At 70.7% G+C, this 15,787-nt stretch carries 17 protein-coding genes and 3 tRNA genes; 16 read left to right on the top strand and 4 right to left on the bottom strand.

Features of this window, described 5'->3' with window-relative positions; translation table 11 throughout:
* Positions 1 to 224 precede the first annotated feature (224 nt).
* The 3 genes from LHJ74_RS05565 (at position 225) to LHJ74_RS05555 (ending at position 1,837) form a co-directional block, all read left to right on the top strand.
* On the top strand, positions 225 to 521 hold the full coding sequence (locus tag LHJ74_RS05565) for a DUF3303 family protein (protein WP_260216373.1): 297 nt from the start codon (positions 225 to 227) through the stop codon (positions 519 to 521).
* A gap of 262 nt (positions 522 to 783) precedes the next feature.
* Positions 784 to 1,080: a type II toxin-antitoxin system VapB family antitoxin gene (locus tag LHJ74_RS05560; RefSeq protein ID WP_006377352.1), complete on the top strand. Its 297-nt coding sequence runs from the start codon at positions 784 to 786 to the stop codon at positions 1,078 to 1,080.
* A 73-nt stretch (positions 1,081 to 1,153) separates the two neighbouring features.
* Entirely contained in the window at positions 1,154 to 1,837 is a 684-nt protein-coding gene (locus LHJ74_RS05555) for a LytR C-terminal domain-containing protein (protein WP_260216372.1), read from the top strand.
* 33 nt (positions 1,838 to 1,870) lie between these two features.
* Here the strand turns inward: LHJ74_RS05555 and upp are convergent, their stop codons facing one another.
* Entirely contained in the window at positions 1,871 to 2,506 is a 636-nt protein-coding gene (upp, locus tag LHJ74_RS05550; RefSeq protein WP_260216371.1) for a uracil phosphoribosyltransferase, read from the bottom strand.
* A gap of 95 nt (positions 2,507 to 2,601) precedes the next feature.
* Between upp and LHJ74_RS05545 the strand changes: the two genes are divergently transcribed.
* From LHJ74_RS05545 to LHJ74_RS05515, 7 genes are all read left to right on the top strand, one after another.
* The gene (locus LHJ74_RS05545) at positions 2,602 to 2,805 is read left to right on the top strand and encodes a hypothetical protein (protein ID WP_260216370.1); all 204 of its coding nucleotides are present in this window, start codon (positions 2,602 to 2,604) and stop codon (positions 2,803 to 2,805) included.
* A 154-nt stretch (positions 2,806 to 2,959) separates the two neighbouring features.
* Entirely contained in the window at positions 2,960 to 3,505 is a 546-nt protein-coding gene (locus LHJ74_RS05540; RefSeq protein WP_260216369.1) for a tRNA adenosine deaminase-associated protein, read from the top strand.
* A gap of 103 nt (positions 3,506 to 3,608) precedes the next feature.
* Entirely contained in the window at positions 3,609 to 4,226 is a 618-nt protein-coding gene (gene tadA, locus LHJ74_RS05535; protein WP_260216368.1) for a tRNA adenosine(34) deaminase TadA, read from the top strand.
* Positions 4,227 to 4,235: 9 nt separating this feature from the next.
* Positions 4,236 to 4,322, top strand: a tRNA-Ser gene (locus tag LHJ74_RS05530).
* A 426-nt stretch (positions 4,323 to 4,748) separates the two neighbouring features.
* On the top strand, positions 4,749 to 4,910 hold the full coding sequence (locus LHJ74_RS05525) for a hypothetical protein (RefSeq protein ID WP_260216367.1): 162 nt from the start codon (positions 4,749 to 4,751) through the stop codon (positions 4,908 to 4,910).
* Between the two features lie 425 nt (positions 4,911 to 5,335).
* A complete protein-coding gene (locus LHJ74_RS05520; protein ID WP_260216366.1) occupies positions 5,336 to 6,154 on the top strand; it encodes an RNA polymerase sigma factor SigF in 819 nt (272 codons plus the stop codon).
* 197 nt (positions 6,155 to 6,351) lie between these two features.
* Positions 6,352 to 7,245 carry an RNA polymerase sigma factor SigF gene (locus tag LHJ74_RS05515; RefSeq protein WP_260216365.1) on the top strand — a complete coding sequence of 298 codons (894 nt, stop codon included), beginning with the start codon at positions 6,352 to 6,354 and terminating at the stop codon, positions 7,243 to 7,245.
* Positions 7,246 to 7,523: 278 nt separating this feature from the next.
* On the opposite strand, the gene LHJ74_RS05510 is transcribed toward LHJ74_RS05515, so the two are convergent.
* Positions 7,524 to 7,733: a hypothetical protein gene (locus LHJ74_RS05510; RefSeq protein ID WP_260216364.1), complete on the bottom strand. Its 210-nt coding sequence runs from the start codon at positions 7,731 to 7,733 to the stop codon at positions 7,524 to 7,526.
* Positions 7,734 to 7,965: 232 nt separating this feature from the next.
* Between LHJ74_RS05510 and LHJ74_RS05505 the strand changes: the two genes are divergently transcribed.
* The 4 genes from LHJ74_RS05505 (at position 7,966) to LHJ74_RS05490 (ending at position 12,290) form a co-directional block, all read left to right on the top strand.
* Positions 7,966 to 8,448: a MarR family winged helix-turn-helix transcriptional regulator gene (locus tag LHJ74_RS05505; RefSeq protein ID WP_260216363.1), complete on the top strand. Its 483-nt coding sequence runs from the start codon at positions 7,966 to 7,968 to the stop codon at positions 8,446 to 8,448.
* A gap of 14 nt (positions 8,449 to 8,462) precedes the next feature.
* Positions 8,463 to 10,193 (top strand): MDR family MFS transporter, encoded by a 1,731-nt coding sequence (locus tag LHJ74_RS05500; protein WP_375546663.1) that lies wholly within the window; start codon positions 8,463 to 8,465, stop codon positions 10,191 to 10,193.
* 116 nt (positions 10,194 to 10,309) lie between these two features.
* Positions 10,310 to 11,149, top strand: a complete 840-nt coding sequence (locus tag LHJ74_RS05495; protein WP_260216362.1) for a YceI family protein — start codon at positions 10,310 to 10,312, stop codon at positions 11,147 to 11,149.
* Between the two features lie 739 nt (positions 11,150 to 11,888).
* Complete coding sequence (locus LHJ74_RS05490; RefSeq protein WP_260216361.1) at positions 11,889 to 12,290, top strand: hypothetical protein; 402 nt, start codon at positions 11,889 to 11,891, stop codon at positions 12,288 to 12,290.
* A gap of 77 nt (positions 12,291 to 12,367) precedes the next feature.
* Here the strand turns inward: LHJ74_RS05490 and LHJ74_RS05485 are convergent.
* Both LHJ74_RS05485 and LHJ74_RS05480 read right to left on the bottom strand, forming a co-directional pair.
* Positions 12,368 to 12,440: transfer RNA gene (locus tag LHJ74_RS05485), tRNA-Arg, on the bottom strand.
* A gap of 236 nt (positions 12,441 to 12,676) precedes the next feature.
* A tRNA-Ser gene (locus LHJ74_RS05480) sits at positions 12,677 to 12,766 on the bottom strand.
* A gap of 261 nt (positions 12,767 to 13,027) precedes the next feature.
* Here LHJ74_RS05480 and LHJ74_RS05475 point away from each other — a divergent pair.
* Together LHJ74_RS05475 and LHJ74_RS05470 are read left to right on the top strand one after the other, a co-directional pair.
* A complete protein-coding gene (locus LHJ74_RS05475) occupies positions 13,028 to 13,573 on the top strand; it encodes an SSI family serine proteinase inhibitor (RefSeq protein ID WP_260216360.1) in 546 nt (181 codons plus the stop codon).
* Between the two features lie 322 nt (positions 13,574 to 13,895).
* Positions 13,896 to 15,787, top strand: a 1,892-nt coding sequence (locus LHJ74_RS05470) for a PAS domain-containing protein (RefSeq protein ID WP_260216359.1), incomplete at its 3' end; no start/stop codon positions are given.

Genomic DNA, 15,787 nt, shown 5'->3' with positions numbered 1-15,787 from the left:
GCGCCCCCCCCCCACCCACCCCCCCCGGGCGGCCGGCCCCCCCCCCCCCCGGGGGGGGGGGGGGGGCCCCCCCCCCCCCCCCCGCCGCAGGTGCGACCGGGCACGGACGGCGGACGAGATGTTGCCGCCGTGACCGCTCGGCATGAGGCTGAGGGTGAGGCCACCGGGCCCGGTGAGCGCGGTCCCGGACCGCGCCGGCCACTGCGGACGAAGGAGCGAGTGCGATGAGGGTCATGTTGAGGGCGAGGATGGACACCCAGATCGCGAACGAAGCGATCAGGAACGGCTCCCTGCCGAAGCTCATGCAGTCGATGACGGAACAGCTCAAACCCGAGGCCGCCTACTTCGGCCCCACCCGCGGCGGGCGATCCTGCACCTTCGTCTTCGACATGCAGGACAGTTCCCAGATGCCCTCCATCGCGGAACCGCTCTTCCAGGAGCTCGGCGCGGAGATCGAGATCCACCCGGTGATGAACGGCGAGGATATGCGAAAGGGCCTCGCCTCGCTGAAGCAGGACTGAGTCCCGGCGCGCTCCGGGTTCACGGTCCACAGCCTGTGTATAACCCGAACGGGGGAAGAACCCGGCGCCGGGTGGTACGCCCCCGGGCGTGCGGAGATGCGCCGTGCGCATGCCAGTACGCCCGAAGGTGTAAGCCCTTGGCGATCCCGGCGCCGCACCCGCCTCCGTACTCGGCGGACTCCTGATCTTTCGCGCGCTATGCCGGTTTTGCGCTGACGCAGCATGGCTGCGCCCGGCGCCGCTTGCCCGGTAGGCTTTCCGTGTGATCTTCAAGCGAATCGGAAACGGGCGGCCGTACCCCGACCACGGCCGGGAAAGCACCCGCCAGTGGGCGGATGTGGCCCCACGCCCGGTGCGCCTCGACCAGCTCGTCACGACGAAGGGCCAGCTCGATCTGGAGACCCTGCTCGCCGAGGACTCGACCTTCTACGGCGACCTGTTCGCCCATGTCGTGAAGTGGCAGGGCGACCTCTATCTGGAGGACGGGCTGCACCGGGCCGTACGAGCCGCGCTCCAGCAGCGGCAGGTACTCCACGCGCGGGTCCTGGAGATGGACTGACCGCCCTCGACCGCCACGGCTCGCCATTGATCATTTAGTAGGCATCACCCGCGGCGCGCACTACCCTGCGCACATGAGCATGCTCACTCCCCCCGGCATGGGCGGTCAGTACCGCATCAAGGGTGACCGCCACCCCCGCATGCGCCGCCCACGCAACCGCCGCAAGATCGTGCTCGCCGGCGTCGCGGCGGTGACCGCCCTCGGCCTGACCGGCTGGGGGACGTTGCAGCTCATCGACGTCTTCTCCGGGGACGACGGCTCCACCGCCCAGGCCGCGGACCGCACCGACGACAAGTGCGCCCCGGCGGACTCCGAGCCCGCCGGGAAGTCCACCGACGGGAAGTCCGCCACGGGGAAGCGGCCGTCCGGCAGGACCGGGGCGCTGCCGAAGCCGGGCGCCATCACCGTCAACGTACTGAACGCCACCGCGAAGAGCGGGCTGGCGGCCGACACCGCCGACGAGCTGAAGAAGCGCGGCTTCAAGGTCGGCGAGGTGGCCAACGCACCGGGAAGCCTCGACGGAAAGGTCAAGGCCACCGGCCTGCTGGTGGGGGCGACCGGCGCGAAGACCATCGACCGGCTGAAGGTCCTGGGCTTCCACCTCAAGGGCGCGGAGACCCGCTACGACCACCGCAAGGGCGCGGACGTGGACCTGGTGATCGGCAAGAACTTCAAGAAGCTCACCGCGGAGAAGGACGCCACCCGTGCCCTGACCGCACTGGTCAGCCCGGCCCCGAAGCCTTCGGGGGGCTGCTGAGCCACCTGGGCAGGGCGAGCCCGAGGCCCAGCCTCAGCCCGCCAGCCCGTACATCCGGTCGCCCGCGTCGCCCAGTCCCGGCACGATGTAACCCTGCTCGTTCAGTCGTTCGTCCACCGCGGCGGTGACGACCTGGACGGGCGCGCCCGCCAGCTCGCGCTGCATCGTGGCGACGCCCTCCGGCGCCGCCAGCAGGCAGATGGCCGTCACGTCGTCGGCGCCGCGCGCGATCAGCTCGTTGATCCCGGCTACCAGCGTGCCGCCCGTGGCCAGCATCGGGTCCAGCACGTACACCTGCCGTCCGGACAGGTCGTCCGGCATCCGGGTCGTGTAGGTGGAGGGCTGGAGGGTGTCCTCGTCCCGGATCATCCCCAGGAAGCCCACCTCGGCGGTCGGCAGCAGCCGGACCATGCCTTCGAGCATGCCCAGCCCGGCCCGCAGGATGGGCACCACCAGCGGCCTCGGATGCGTGAGCCGTACGCCGGTCGTGGCCGTCACGGGGGTGATGAGGTCGACGGACTCGGTGCGTACGTCGCGGGTGGCCTCGTAGGCGAGCAGCGTCACCAGTTCGTCGGCAAGGCGGCGGAATGTCGCCGAGTCGGTGCGCTGGTCGCGCAGAGTGGTGAGCTTGTGCGCCACCAACGGGTGGTCGACGACGTTGATCTGCATAACCCCCGACAGTAACGGAGACCCTCGGCGCGCCGCCGCTGGCGTGACACCGTCTCGCGGGGGGAAAGTAGGGATGTACGCCTGGAGGTGTGCATATGCCCGAACCCAGCAAGGCAGGCGCCGAGGGGTCACCCAGAGCCCGCCGCGCCAACCGCGCCGACGCGGAACGGCTGCGCCGCAGAGCCCGTTTCCTCCGTGAACTGGACGAGGCCAAGGAGCTGCGCGACCGGGTGCGACCGCGCCGCGCCCGAGCGGCACGTATGCGGCAGCAGATGCGAATGCGGACTTTTCGCTGGTGATACGGGTGACCGAACGGCGAGTTCCGGACAAACACCTGCCCGACGCACGGCCGAAGACCCTTCGCCAAGCCGCTCTTTCTGCCACGATTCGATTGGGGCGGGGGCGCGGTCCTCGCCGGCACTCGGACACACGGAAACAAGTGGGAGAGTCACGGTGTATTTCGCCGCACTGCTCGCGCGCACCGAAGACGGGTGGGAAGCGAGCGACACGGAACTCGACGATGTGGAGACCCTCGCCGATCTCGCCGACCTGGCTCGGGAGGCCGCATCCGACGACGAGACGGTGCTGGTCTGCATCGAGCAGGACGGCACCTGGTTCGGTGTCGTCCGGGTGGACGGGGAGGAGGACCCGCGGATCTACGTCTCGGACGCCGCGGCCGCCATGCGCAGCGCGTACGGCGAGATCCTGCTCTCCGACGACCTGCTCGGCCGCGAACCGGAAGACCCGTCGGCGCTGGAGCAACTCGTCGACCTCGACGGCACGGAGGACGGTGAGCCGGAGGACGGACCGGGCGAGTCGTCCGGTCCGGAAGCGGCCGACTCGGCGGACTCCGTCCCGCCCGGACCGCTGGGCGACGCCCGGATCCTCGCCGACCTGGGCATCAACGAGAAGGAACTGCGCCTGCTGACGGCGGAGGACGCCCTGAGTGAGATCGCGGACGTCCTGGGGTGCACGGACGTCCTGGAGGCGGTCCGGTAGCTCCCGGCCGGCGGCAGCCTCGTTCGGCATATTCCGACAAGAATCCGACAGGGCTCGGCAAAGGTCGGCCCGAAGGCCGGGACAAGAGTCGACAAGAGCGGACATGAACCAGACGGAACCTGCCCCGGACGGGGGTGGTGACCAGGGCTCGGGCCCCGGCCACGACCCCGGTCCGGCCCCCTCGCGCCACACCCCGGGCGAGCGCGTGCCCGATCCGGTACGCGATCCCTGGCTGACACCCATGCGGATCGCCCTCGGCGAGGCCGTACGGGCACGGGAGACCGGTGACGTACCGGTCGGCGCCCTCGTGCTCGGACCGGGCGGCGCCGTGCTGGGCCGGGGGCGCAACGAGCGGGAGGCCACCGGCGACCCGACCGCACACGCCGAGGTGCTCGCGATCCGCGAGGCCGCGCGGGCGGTCGGCAGCTGGCGGCTGCACGGCTGCACCCTGCTGGTGACCCTGGAGCCCTGCACCATGTGCGCGGGGGCGAGCGTGCTCGCCCGGCTCGCCCGCGTGGTGTACGGCGCGACCGACCCGAAGGCGGGCGCGGCGGGCTCCCTCTGGGACGTCGTACGCGACCGCCGCCTCAACCACCGCCCGGAGGTCGTCCACGGAGTGCTGGCCGCCGAGTGCGGCAGGCTGCTGACGGACTTCTTCCGCCGGGCCACTCCGGAATCCCGGCCCGATACCGATTTCGGCGCGGGGCCGCCCGTGGGCTAAGCTGCTCTCGGTAGCGTGTCCGAGCGGCCGAAGGAGCTCGCCTCGAAAGCGAGTGAGGGTGCAAGCTCTCCGTGGGTTCAAATCCCACCGCTACCGCTCTGAGCAGGACGAAGCAGTACGACGAAGGGCCGGACCCAAGTGGTCCGGCCCTTCGTCGTGGTGACGGTCACGGACGGAACCCGGGGTCCCGGCCGCCGCCCGGGGGGAGTGGCGGCGGCGGACCCGGCAGAGGGGTTCCGCCCGGGGCCCAGGGCACTCCTGCCGGGAATTCCCCGGGCCTCCTCCCATGGTGCGCCATACCGGGCGCCGGGTCACCAGGCGAAGGACCTCCACCGCGAGGACTTACGGCCTCCATCGCGCTCGCGGGGGGAGGCCGTTAGTCCCCCGATGTGCCGGATCGTGGTCGATTTCCGGCCGCTTCCGGGCCGGAATCGGGCTGGTTCCTTTCCCCGCGCGACGGCGTACTGGTTAAACTCTCGCGATCAAGGGGACGAGCGGGCGCCAGCGGGGAGGCAGGTCGGGGTGGACATCAAGAAGGTCGCGACGTACATCGTCATCGTCTTTGTGCTGTACACGATCATCAACTCACCCGACCGCGCGGCCGAACTGGTACAGGTCGGCTTCGAGGGAATCTCCGACGGCGCGATGGGCGTGGGCGAGTTCATGACGGAGCTCATCAACTGACGCACTGGCGGCTGACGGACGATTCCGCCTCTTCCGCACCGCCCCTCCCGCACCGCCGCGCACACCGCCCCCGACCCCGGCACCGCCGCCCCGCAGCGCACCTGCGAGCGCCTCCCGCACTCCCACGCGCCCCAGGGGCCACGCCACCCTCCTCCCGCCCCGCACAGGGGCGTTCAGGGCGTCTCCGCCCGGTGCGACCATCCGACACCGCCGTCCGGCACCGCCGTCCGGCACCGCCGTCCCGCACGGCCGTCCGGCACCGCCGTCCCGCACGGCCGTACGTACCGGTGTTCGGCGTGCGACTGGCCCAACTGGCAAGCAACACGTGATGACCGGGTGCTTGCACACTGTGCACATGTCTTGTGATGCTATGACCGCTTTTGCCGGATCCATTGACGGACGCGGACCGAGAGGGTGGTGGCTGAGTGGACGGGTCCCAGACCCTCCCGCAGGCTTCGTCCGGAGAGACTCCCCGTAACCGGAGCGCGGCCGCACGGGCACTGACCCAGGTGCTCTTCGAGGAGCTGGGGGGCCTTGAGGCCGGCACCACCGAACACACCCGGGTGCGCGACGCACTCGTCGAGGTGAATCTTCCGCTGGTGCGCTACGTCGCGGCCCGCTTCCGCAGCCGCAACGAGCCGATGGAGGACGTCGTCCAGGTCGGCACCATCGGGCTGATCAACGCGATCGACCGCTTCGACGCCGAACGCGGCGTGCAGTTCCCCACCTTCGCCATGCCGACGATCGTCGGCGAGATCCGCCGCTACTTCCGCGACAACGTCCGCACCGTGCACGTGCCCCGGCGGCTGCACGAGATGTGGGTGCAGGTGAGCGCCGCGACGGAGGACCTGACGGTGCTGCACGGGCGCTCCCCCACCACCGCGGAGATCGCGGAGCGGCTGAACCTCACCGAGGAGGACGTGCTCTCCTGCATCGAGGCGGGGCGCTCGTACCGCGCGACCTCCCTGGAGGCCGCACAGGAGCGCGAGGACGGACCGCCGGGGCTGCTGGACCGGCTCGGCTACGAGGACCCGGAACTGGACGGCGTGGAGCACCGCGATCTCGTACGCCACCTGCTCGTACAGCTGCCCGAGCGGGAGCAGCGCATCCTGCTGCTGCGCTACTACCGGAACCTGACGCAGTCCCAGATCAGCATCGAGCTGGGGGTCTCCCAGATGCACGTGTCCCGGCTGCTGTCGCGCAGCTTCGCCCGCCTGCGGGCCGCAAACCGGATCGAGGCGTAACCGGTTCGGGTGAGTCGGGATCAAGCCCCGGTTCGCTGATCGGGAAAAATTTGTCGACTTGGCGCTACGTCGCGTTGCTGACTTGTGACATTCTGCGAGAACTGCGTTTGCCGTGACGGCGCTTCCGGTATTGAGGGGGAGGTGCCTCCTCAGCCGAGGGCGCCGTCCCGACCCGTCCGCGACCTCCAGGGGGTGGCATGTCCGTAGAACTGGGCAGCTCGAAGGTGCTCTCCGAGAACACGACCGCCGACGCACCGCACGCTGTACCGGAGGACTTCGGTCTCCCCGAAGTCCCCGTGGCGCCGCCGGCTCCCGTCGCGGGTGCCGCCATCGACACCCGCACCCTCTCCCGCTCGCTGTTCCTGCGCCTGGCAGTCCTGGACACGGACAGCCCGGAGCGTACCTACGTCCGTGACACGCTCATCGAGCTGAACCTCCCCCTCGTGCGCTACGCGGCGGCCCGCTTCCGCAGCCGCAACGAGCCGATGGAGGACATCGTCCAGGTCGGCACCATCGGCCTGATCAAGGCAATCGACCGCTTCGACTGCGAACGCGGCGTGGAGTTCCCGACGTTCGCGATGCCGACCGTCGTCGGAGAGATCAAGCGCTTCTTCCGCGACACCTCATGGTCCGTGCGGGTGCCGCGCAGGCTCCAGGAGCTGCGGCTCGCGCTGACGAAGGCGTCCGACGACCTCTCCCAGACCCTGGACCGCTCCCCGACCGTTCCCGAACTCGCCGCCTGCCTCGGGGTTTCCGAGGAGGACGTGGTGGACGGCCTGGCGGTGGGCAACGCCTACACCGCCTCCTCGCTGGACTCCCCCTCCATCGAGGAGGACGGCGGCGAGGGCTCCCTCGCGGACCGGCTCGGTTACGAGGACAGTGCGCTGGAGGGCGTGGAATACCGCGAATCCCTCAAGCCGCTGCTGGCCCGGCTGCCCGCGCGCGAGCGGCAGATCATCATGCTGCGCTTCTTCGCGAACATGACGCAGTCTCAGATCGGCGAGGAGGTGGGCATCTCGCAGATGCACGTCTCACGACTGCTGACCCGCACGCTGGCCCAGCTGCGTGACGGGCTGATCACGGAAGGCTGACGACGCGAGGGCCGACCGGTGACGGACCGGTCGGCACAGGACCGTGCAGGGCGAGCCGCGCACCGCGAGAGCCGGCGCGGCAAGACCGCACCCTGAGAGCCCGCCGCGGAACAACCCGCCGCGAGACGGCCCGCCACACCCGTCATGGGGCCCTGCCACGAGGCCCCGCCCAGAAGCGGGCACCCGGGGACGGCACCCGCCGGCCGCCGCGGTGATGACCGCAGCGGAACCGGGCGCGTGCAGCGGGCGAGGGGCAGCGGGGGCGAAAACGCGCCCCCTCAGGCCAGTGCGAACCAGGCGGCGGCGGCCACGGCAGCGATCACCGCGATCACTCCGATGATCATGCCGACCCGTGGACCGGACGACCCCTGGACCACGGCGGGGCGCTGAGGGCCCCCCTCGTCGACGAAGGCGCGGAACATCTGCGTGTTGCCTGCCGGGTCCGGGCCGCCGTTGGGGCCCTGCGGTGCTTGGGGGTTGTGAGCCATAGAGCAGGACCCTAGCGAACGCGCGTAACGGGAGACAGCCCCGGTGGCCCCACGGCCGCGCTTGACTCCGGCTTGGGCAGTGACAGACAGAGGCTTTGTTGATTGTTTGCCTCACATGCCCGAATTTAACTTGCCTGTAGCAACCAAGCGAATCTATGGTTGCCTGGAGCAACAAAGCTGAACAGCGCAGAACGCCAGACCCGGACGCGCGCAACGATCCTCGGAGGTGCCGGTGCCCGCAGACAGAGCCCAGTACCGGGAACTCGCCCGGCAGCTCCGCTCCGTACACGCCGTCAACCGCGAGATCGCGCGCTGCCTGCCGCACGACTGCCCGGCCGCCTCGGCCGGGCTGCTGACCCTCCTCCGCACCCATGGCGAGATGCGGATGAGCAACCTCACCGAACTGCTGGGCATCGACATGTCGGTCACCAGTCGCCATGTCGCCCACGCCGCCGAACGTGGCTGGATCGAGCGCCACCCCGACCCGTACGACGGCCGCTCCCGGCTGCTCCGGCTCACCGAGAGCGGACAGGAGCAGCTGGAGGAGCTCTCAGCGCGGGCGAGCACCATGATCGAGAACCGGCTTGCCGACTGGCCTCCGAGCGACGTCGCCACCCTGAACACGCTCCTCGGCAGACTCCGCGCCAGCTTCGGAGCCGCGCACACGCCCGAAGCGACACGCAGCGACACGTACCAAGCGACAAGTGACAAGTGACAAGTAAGGAAGCAATGGCCACGCCCACACCCCCGGGTGTGCGAGGAGCCGGCGGCGGAAGCGTCGCCAAGGACACGCACATACCCGCCGACGCGGACTCCGCGCCCATGACCCACCGGCAGATAATGAAGGCGCTGTCCGGGCTGCTGCTCGGCATGTTCGTCGCCATCCTGTCGTCGACGATCGTCTCCACGGCGCTCCCGCAGATCATCGCCGATCTGGACGGCAGCCAGAGCTCCTACACCTGGGTCGTCACCGCCACCCTGCTGACGATGACCGCCAGCACCCCGCTCTGGGGCAAGCTCGCCGACCTCACCAGCAAGAAGATGCTGGTCCAGATCTCCCTGGTGATCTTCGTGCTCGCCTCGGCCGGTGCCGGGCTGTCGCAGAACACCGCCACCCTCATCGGCTTCCGGGCCGTCCAGGGCCTGGGCATGGGCGGGCTGACCGCCCTCGCCCAGATCATCCTCGCCGCGATGATCTCCCCGCGTGAGCGGGGGCGCTACAGCGGCTATCTGGGCGCTACCTTCGCCCTGGCCACGGTCGGCGGCCCGCTGCTCGGCGGCGTGATCACCGACACCGAGGCGCTGGGCTGGCGCTGGTGCTTCTATGTGGGCGTGCCGTTCGCGGTCATCGCGCTGATCGTCCTGCAGAAGACCCTCAAGCTGCCGGTCGTACGGCGGCAGGGCGTGAAGATCGACTGGCTGGGTGCCGGAGTGTTCTCGGCCGCCGTCTCCGCCCTGCTGATCTGGGTGACACTCGCCGGCGACAAGTACGCCTGGCTGTCCTGGCAGACGGCAGTGCTGGTGGGCGGTGCCGTCACTCTCGCATTGCTGTTCGTCTACATCGAGAGCCGGGCCCCGGAGCCGATCGTCCCGCTGCGGCTCTTCCGCAACCGCACCATCACACTGGCCTCGCTGGCCTCGCTGTTCATCGGTGTCGCGATGTTCGGCGCCACCGTGTTCCTGAGCCAGTACTTCCAGCTGGCGCGGGGCCAGACGCCGACGATGTCCGGCCTGATGACCATCCCGATGATCGCCGGGCTCGTCCTCTCCTCCACGGTCTCCGGCCAGGTCATCACCAGGACCGGACGCTGGAAGGTCTGGCTCACCTCCGGCGCCGTCCTGCTCACGGCCGGGCTCGGCCTGCTCGGCACCTTGCGGTACGACACCCCGTACGTGCAGGTGGCCGTCTTCATGGCACTGCTCGGCCTCGGTATCGGCATGATGATGCAGAACCTGGTGCTGTGCACGCAGAACCAGGTCGAGCCGGAGGACCTCGGCACCACCAGCTCCGTGGTCGCCTTCTTCCGCTCCCTGGGCGGCGCCGTCGGCGTCTCCGCACTCGGCGCGATCCTCGCCCAGCGCGTCGGCGGATACACCCAAGACGGCTTCGCCGCACTCGGCATGGCCCCCGGCAGCACCCAGACCGACGGCGGCATCCCCGATCTGAGCACGCTCCCGGGGCCGGTGCGCACCGTGATCGAGAGCGCGTACGGGCACGGCATCGGCGACATCTATCTGTACGCGTCGCCGGTCGCGCTGATCGCCCTGCTCCTGGTCGTGTTCATCAAGGAGGTCCCGCTGAAGACCAAGTCGGGGATTCAGCAGGGGTCCACGGACGACACGCCTGCCGGTGGCGGTGCCGGGGCGTTCGAAGAGGCAGTCCCCGTGGCGGCCGGCGCGGGGGCTGCGGCCGGGCCGCCGCCTCGCTCGGGCGCGATGGCACCGGACCGTACGGGCTGATCCGGCTCACCTGAGCCCTTGTGCGGCCCCTCCGCCCGCCGCGGGCCATGCCGCCTGCGGCGAGCCGCACCCGGCCTGAAAAGCTGGGGCGGCCCCGGACGGACGAAGGAGAGCTGATGTCAGGCGTACGCGCACACATCCGGACCCGTGACGGAGGGGCCCTGCCGCACGCGGTGCTGACCGTGACCGATGCGGCCGGCACGGAGGTGCTCCACGCGGCGGCGGACCGCGACGGCGCCGTACGCAGCGGCGAAGCGCTGCCGGAGGGCCCGTACACGGTCACCGCCAGCGCCCTCGGCTACACGTCCGCCGCCGCCACCGCCCGGGTCACCGCTTCCGGCCGCGCCGACCTCGGCGCCCTCGTGCTGGCACGGCACGGCGGACCCGAGCTGCCGCCGCCCGGAATCTGGACCATCGACCCGGCGCACTCCCGCGTCGCCGCGACCGCACAGCATCTGGGCATCTCCAGCGTCCACGGCCGGTTCACCGAGCTGGGCGGCCGGATCGAGGTGGGTGAGGAGGCCGAGAAGTCCGGTGTGGAGGCGGTGATAGCCGCGTCGAGCATCGACACCGGCAGCGAGATGCGCGACCGTCACATCAGATCGGCTGACTTTCTGAACGTGGCGGAGCACCCGCAGATCACCTACCAGGGCAGCGGCGTGGAACCGGCGGGCGCGCCGGACCGCTGGACGGTGCACGGGCGGCTCTCGATGCACGGAGTCGTACGGGACGTGGACCTGGACCTGACCTGTCTGGGCACGGGGACCGGGGCCGGGCCGGATGGGGAGGGCGAGCTGCGCACCGCCTTCCGGGCCACCGCCGAACTGCGGCGTCACGACTTCGCGATGAACTACAACCCGGTGGTGGCCGCCGGTATAGCGGCAATCGGCACCACCCTCAAGATCGAACTGGACATCCAGGCGGTACGGAACGACTCACCGCTGCTCACGGATTGAGGCGCACAGCAGCTCGCACTGCGCTGTGCACGGCGCTGCGCACGCCGGTTGCACGCCGGTTGCACGGCTCCCTGCAGCGCACTCGCAGCTGTTTTCAGCCGAGTTCCCCCCGGCTCGTATCGGACTATCCGCCGCATCTGGCACCTACGGCGCGCACATGCCTCTGCGATGCCCCAGGTCGACAGCACCCTTGCAAGGGCGGCACTGTACACAACCCCTCACTTCCCGCCACTGCTTAAATACGCAACGTTACCTAATACCGCCGTCCGGGGTGCACGGCAGGCCGAATACCCGAAAGACTCGCACTGCGGCACGTCTTACGACCTCGCCCGCGACAGGGCGTGGATCAGGGAGCGGCGTCATGCGGCTTCGGACCCAAGGCGGAGGAGGGAGCGACGCGGAGCGTCGGCGACCGACGACGACACCGGAGGCGGAGTCGCACGACGCCGCGAGCCCGCGCCCTGTCGCAGGGGAGGTCGTTGTCCGGCACCCCGCACAGTCGTCCCGCGGGGCCTCCCCGTCGCGCGGGACCGGGCCGTACACGGACGGCCCAACCGGGGGCGGTCACGGAGGGACCCCCGCCCTCCGAGCCGCCCCCGGCCCGTCCGGTACGAAGCCACTGCGAACGTCAAGACAGGAGCGTTCCGTTCACTCGAACGGTGCGGGATCGGACGCAGGAGCAGGCCAGTTCGCCATCCGCTGCTCATCCCTGCGGCAGCTCACGTAATCTGCAGCGGTAATGTCCGATTTTGCCGAAGAAGCCCGTTCCCGCGTCATGCGCCTGCTGCGCATGGCGAACACGACGAACGAACGGATACGCACACAGATCAGGGAGTATGCCGACGCGACCCCCGAGCCCCCGCTCATGGGCTCGCTCGGAATCGGCACGACCGGCTGCTCCCGCTGCAAGCGCACCATGTGGCAGCAGCGCGACTCCGAAGGCCCCCTGTGGGTCTGTGCCTTCTGCGGTCACGTCGAGGGCGTCAGCGTCGCGTGCCCGCACTGCGCGGCGGAGATGGAGCCCCCTCACCCGGCCGACGGCGACCACTGGCTCTGCCCCACCTGCCCTCGCGCCGCCACGGCGGGCGACTTCAGGGGCAAGGCCGAACACCGCGCGTGCACAGACCCGCCGGCCGGTTGAGCCGCGTGCCGGTCGGCAGGTGCACGAAAGGCGCACGAAAGAGCCCCACTCCGAAGCTTCGGAGTGGGGCTCTGCTGTGCGCTCGGCAGGATTCGAACCTGCAACCTTCTGATCCGTAGTCAGATGCTCTATCCGTTAAGCTACGAGCGCTTGGCTTCCGACTGATCTGCCGCCGGGCTGCTTTGCGGAAACAACATTACATGACCCCTGGCCCCAGGTGAAATCCATTACGGATACACACTCTGACCTGCGGAAACGGCACGATCGAGGCGGAGCCGAGGGCCATGGAGGCGGTCACGGAAGCAGCGGGGGAGCAGTCGGGGAAGCGGATACGGAAGAAGCCCCGACCGCATGCGGCCGGGGCTTCAGTGATCTTGGAGATCGAGCGGAGGCTCCGGGATTTGAACCCGGGATGGGGGGTTACCCCAAACCGCATTAGCAGTGCGGCGCCATAGACCAGACTAGGCGAAGCCTCCACAGACACCCACACAGCGCAATGCTGAGAAGTGCGTGTCCAGATGATGGCACAACCCGGTGGGCCGTCACCAATCGCCCCTACCGTACAAGGCCGCCGGACGCTCGGGCAAAGTCATTAGGCCCTGTCGGCCGCGGACCCCGCCCCGCGCGCTCGGCCGATCGGGTGTCCCGGGTTGCGCAACCTCCCGGACCGGGGAGCGTTAGTACGGCACAGGGCGCGGCTGAAGCGCGCCTCCGTTCACACACCAGGAGTCACCGTGGTGCGCCGTACCGTAATCGCTCTTGCTGCCAGCGCCGCTGCTCTCGCCGCCGCCGTACCCGCCGCGGCGGCCGTACCCGGTGACGGCGACACGGCGCCCCAGCCCGCTCTGACGCAGACCGTGCCCGCCCAGGCGCCCCGGCTCGACTACGCGCAGGTGACGCCCGCCCACTCCGCCCCCGCGAAGCACGACCGGCTGAGATTCACCGTCAAGGGCAGCGGGAATCGTGCGATGAACGGCACCTTCACCCTTTCGTGCCACCCTGCCGGGGGCAACCACCCCCAGGCGAAGGCCGCCTGCGACGCGATCGACTCCGCCGCCGCGGACCGCGCGGCGGAGGGCGCCGACCTGTTCGCACCCGTACCGAAGAACGCCAGCTGCGCGATGATCCACGGCGGCCCGGCCACCGCCCGCGTCACCGGAATCTGGCACGGCCAGCGGGTGGACGCGAAGTACAGCCGGATCAACGGCTGTGAGATCCACCGCTGGGACCAGCTCGTACCGGCCCTGCCCGACGCGGCGAAGATGGCGGGAGAAGCCAAGTAAGGGCTGTCCGCGCCCGCCCGCGCGGCAGGTCGCAGGAAGCGGGGAGGGCGGGCGGCCGGAAGGGCGCACAGCGGTGACCAGGAAAGGTGCCGGTGAGCAGGCGCCGTCACACCCCTCTCACTCCTTCCCCTCCCCTTCCACTCCCAGATCCTCCGCCGTACCCCCGACCGCTGCCCGTAGACTCCCCCCAGGGTCTGTCGATTGGATCAGGCCCTGGTGACACGCCGGGAGCAGGCTGCACACTGACCGCCGTGGTCAGGCCGGTCGACTGGTCACCGGCATCATCACCGGCACCAAGCGGTTACAGGGAGGAAGCACCGTCGTGAGCAGCAGGCCATCCCGAGGCGCTGCTCGCCTCGCCGCCATACTCGACGCGCTGCCCGACGCGCTGCTCCTGGTGAACTGCAACGGCACCGTGGTGAACGCGAACACCATCGCACTGGAGGCGTTCGAAGCCCCCGGCACCGCACTGGTGGGGCGTGGTCTGCTCGATCTGCTGCCGGAGTTCGACTCCAAGCGGATCCCGGGCTCAATGCGTCGGCCGGACGAGGACGAGGGCAGCGTCCGTACGCCACCCACCCGCATGGTGGCGCGGCGTACCGACGGCAGTGAGTTCCCCGTCGAGGTGACGAGCGCAAACGTCGCCGACGGGCGGACGCCCTACGAGTCCTCGTTCGAAGCCGCCTGGGCGGACCACGGAACCTCCGGCGGACGCGGCGGCCCCACGGGGCGCAGCCAGCACTACACCGGCGACGAGCTGCTCATGCTCGTCGTACGCGACCTCACCGGCACGCTGGACACCGAGACCGAACTCGCCCGTCAGCAGCGGCAGACGGAAATGATCCTGCGTGCCGCCTCCGAGGGTGTCGTCGGCGTGGACACCGATGGCCGGGTCGTGCTCGTCAATCCGTCCGCCGCGCAGATCCTGGGTCACCGTGCCAGCGACCTCGGCGGGCAGGAACTGCACCCGCTGGTGCACCACTCGCGTGCCGACGGCAGTCCGCTGCCGTACGAGGAGACGCCGCTGAGTGACACCCTCCGCTCCGGGCGCAAGCACCGGATCCGTGCGGGCCAGGTGCTGTGGGCCAAGAACGGGCAGGCGGTGCCGGTCGACATGACCACGGCACCCGTGCGCGACGGTGACCAGCTGGTCGGCGCGGTGCTCACCTTCACCGACCGGCGGGCCTACGAGGCGATGGCCGAGCGGCAGGAGCAGCTGCTCGCCGTGCTCGGTGACGCCCTGCGCGGCCCGCTCGACCAGTTGCGCGGCGAGCTGACCGGCCTGGCGGCCGATCCGGCGGGCCAGCTGTGGCCGGAGGCGAACCAAGTCCTGCACCATCTGGCGGCGGGATACGCCCGGATGACCACCCTTGTCGACAACGTCCTCGCCTATCAGCTGCTGGACTCGGGCAAGGAGCAGCTGCGGCGCGAACAGATCTCGCTGGACGGCGTCGTGGCGGCGGGTGTCGAAGGCGCGATCGAGCTGATCGGGCCGGGGCGGGCGCAGTTCGCGGTGCACGCACCCCCGATAGAGGCGGAGGTCGACCGGGAGCGGATGGTCACGGCGCTGGCGCATCTGATCGCGGATGTGGCGGGCGTCGACGCCACCGGCACGGCTCCGGTGACGGGCATGGCAGGCGGCGACTCGACGATCGTGGTGGCGGCGGCCCAGCGCGGCGACGTCGTACGGATCGAGGTGCGCGGCCCGCACCGCGGCGGCAGCCCGGTGCACGAGCCGATCGTGCGCGGCATCGTGCGGCAGCACGGCGGCGTGCTCCAGACGCACGACGTGCCGGGCGCGGGCGGCGGCAGCGCGTATGTGCTGGAGGTGCCGGTCACCGCCACGCCCGGCGGGACGCTGCGTCCCCGGGCCCAGCCGAGCGGGGCCGCGGAAGGCACTTCGGGAGGCAGTTCGGGAGGCCCGGCCGGGGCGCAGGTGGCGCCGTCGGGCGCCGCGGAGGCGATGGCGCCGGGCGGGAACGAGACGACGGTGATGCCGGTTCCGGCGGAGCCCGTGCGGGGCTCGGAGCGGGCACGTGCGGAGTCGGGGGCTGCGGCGCCGGGCGGTGCGCCGGTTGGCACCCCGCCTGGCGGTACGGCACTCGGCGACACGCCGCCGGACGGTACGGCTCCGGGCGGTGGGGGCCCGGGGGGCGCGCGGGGGCGCGGGCCATGGGGCGGGGCGGCGGGCGGGGCGGGGGGCGGGGCCGGGGC

This window comes from Streptomyces gossypii, assembly GCF_025165795.1.
GTDB lineage: Bacteria > Actinomycetota > Actinomycetes > Streptomycetales > Streptomycetaceae > Streptomyces > Streptomyces gossypii.
This window is presented reverse-complemented; position numbering and strand designations above follow the sequence as displayed.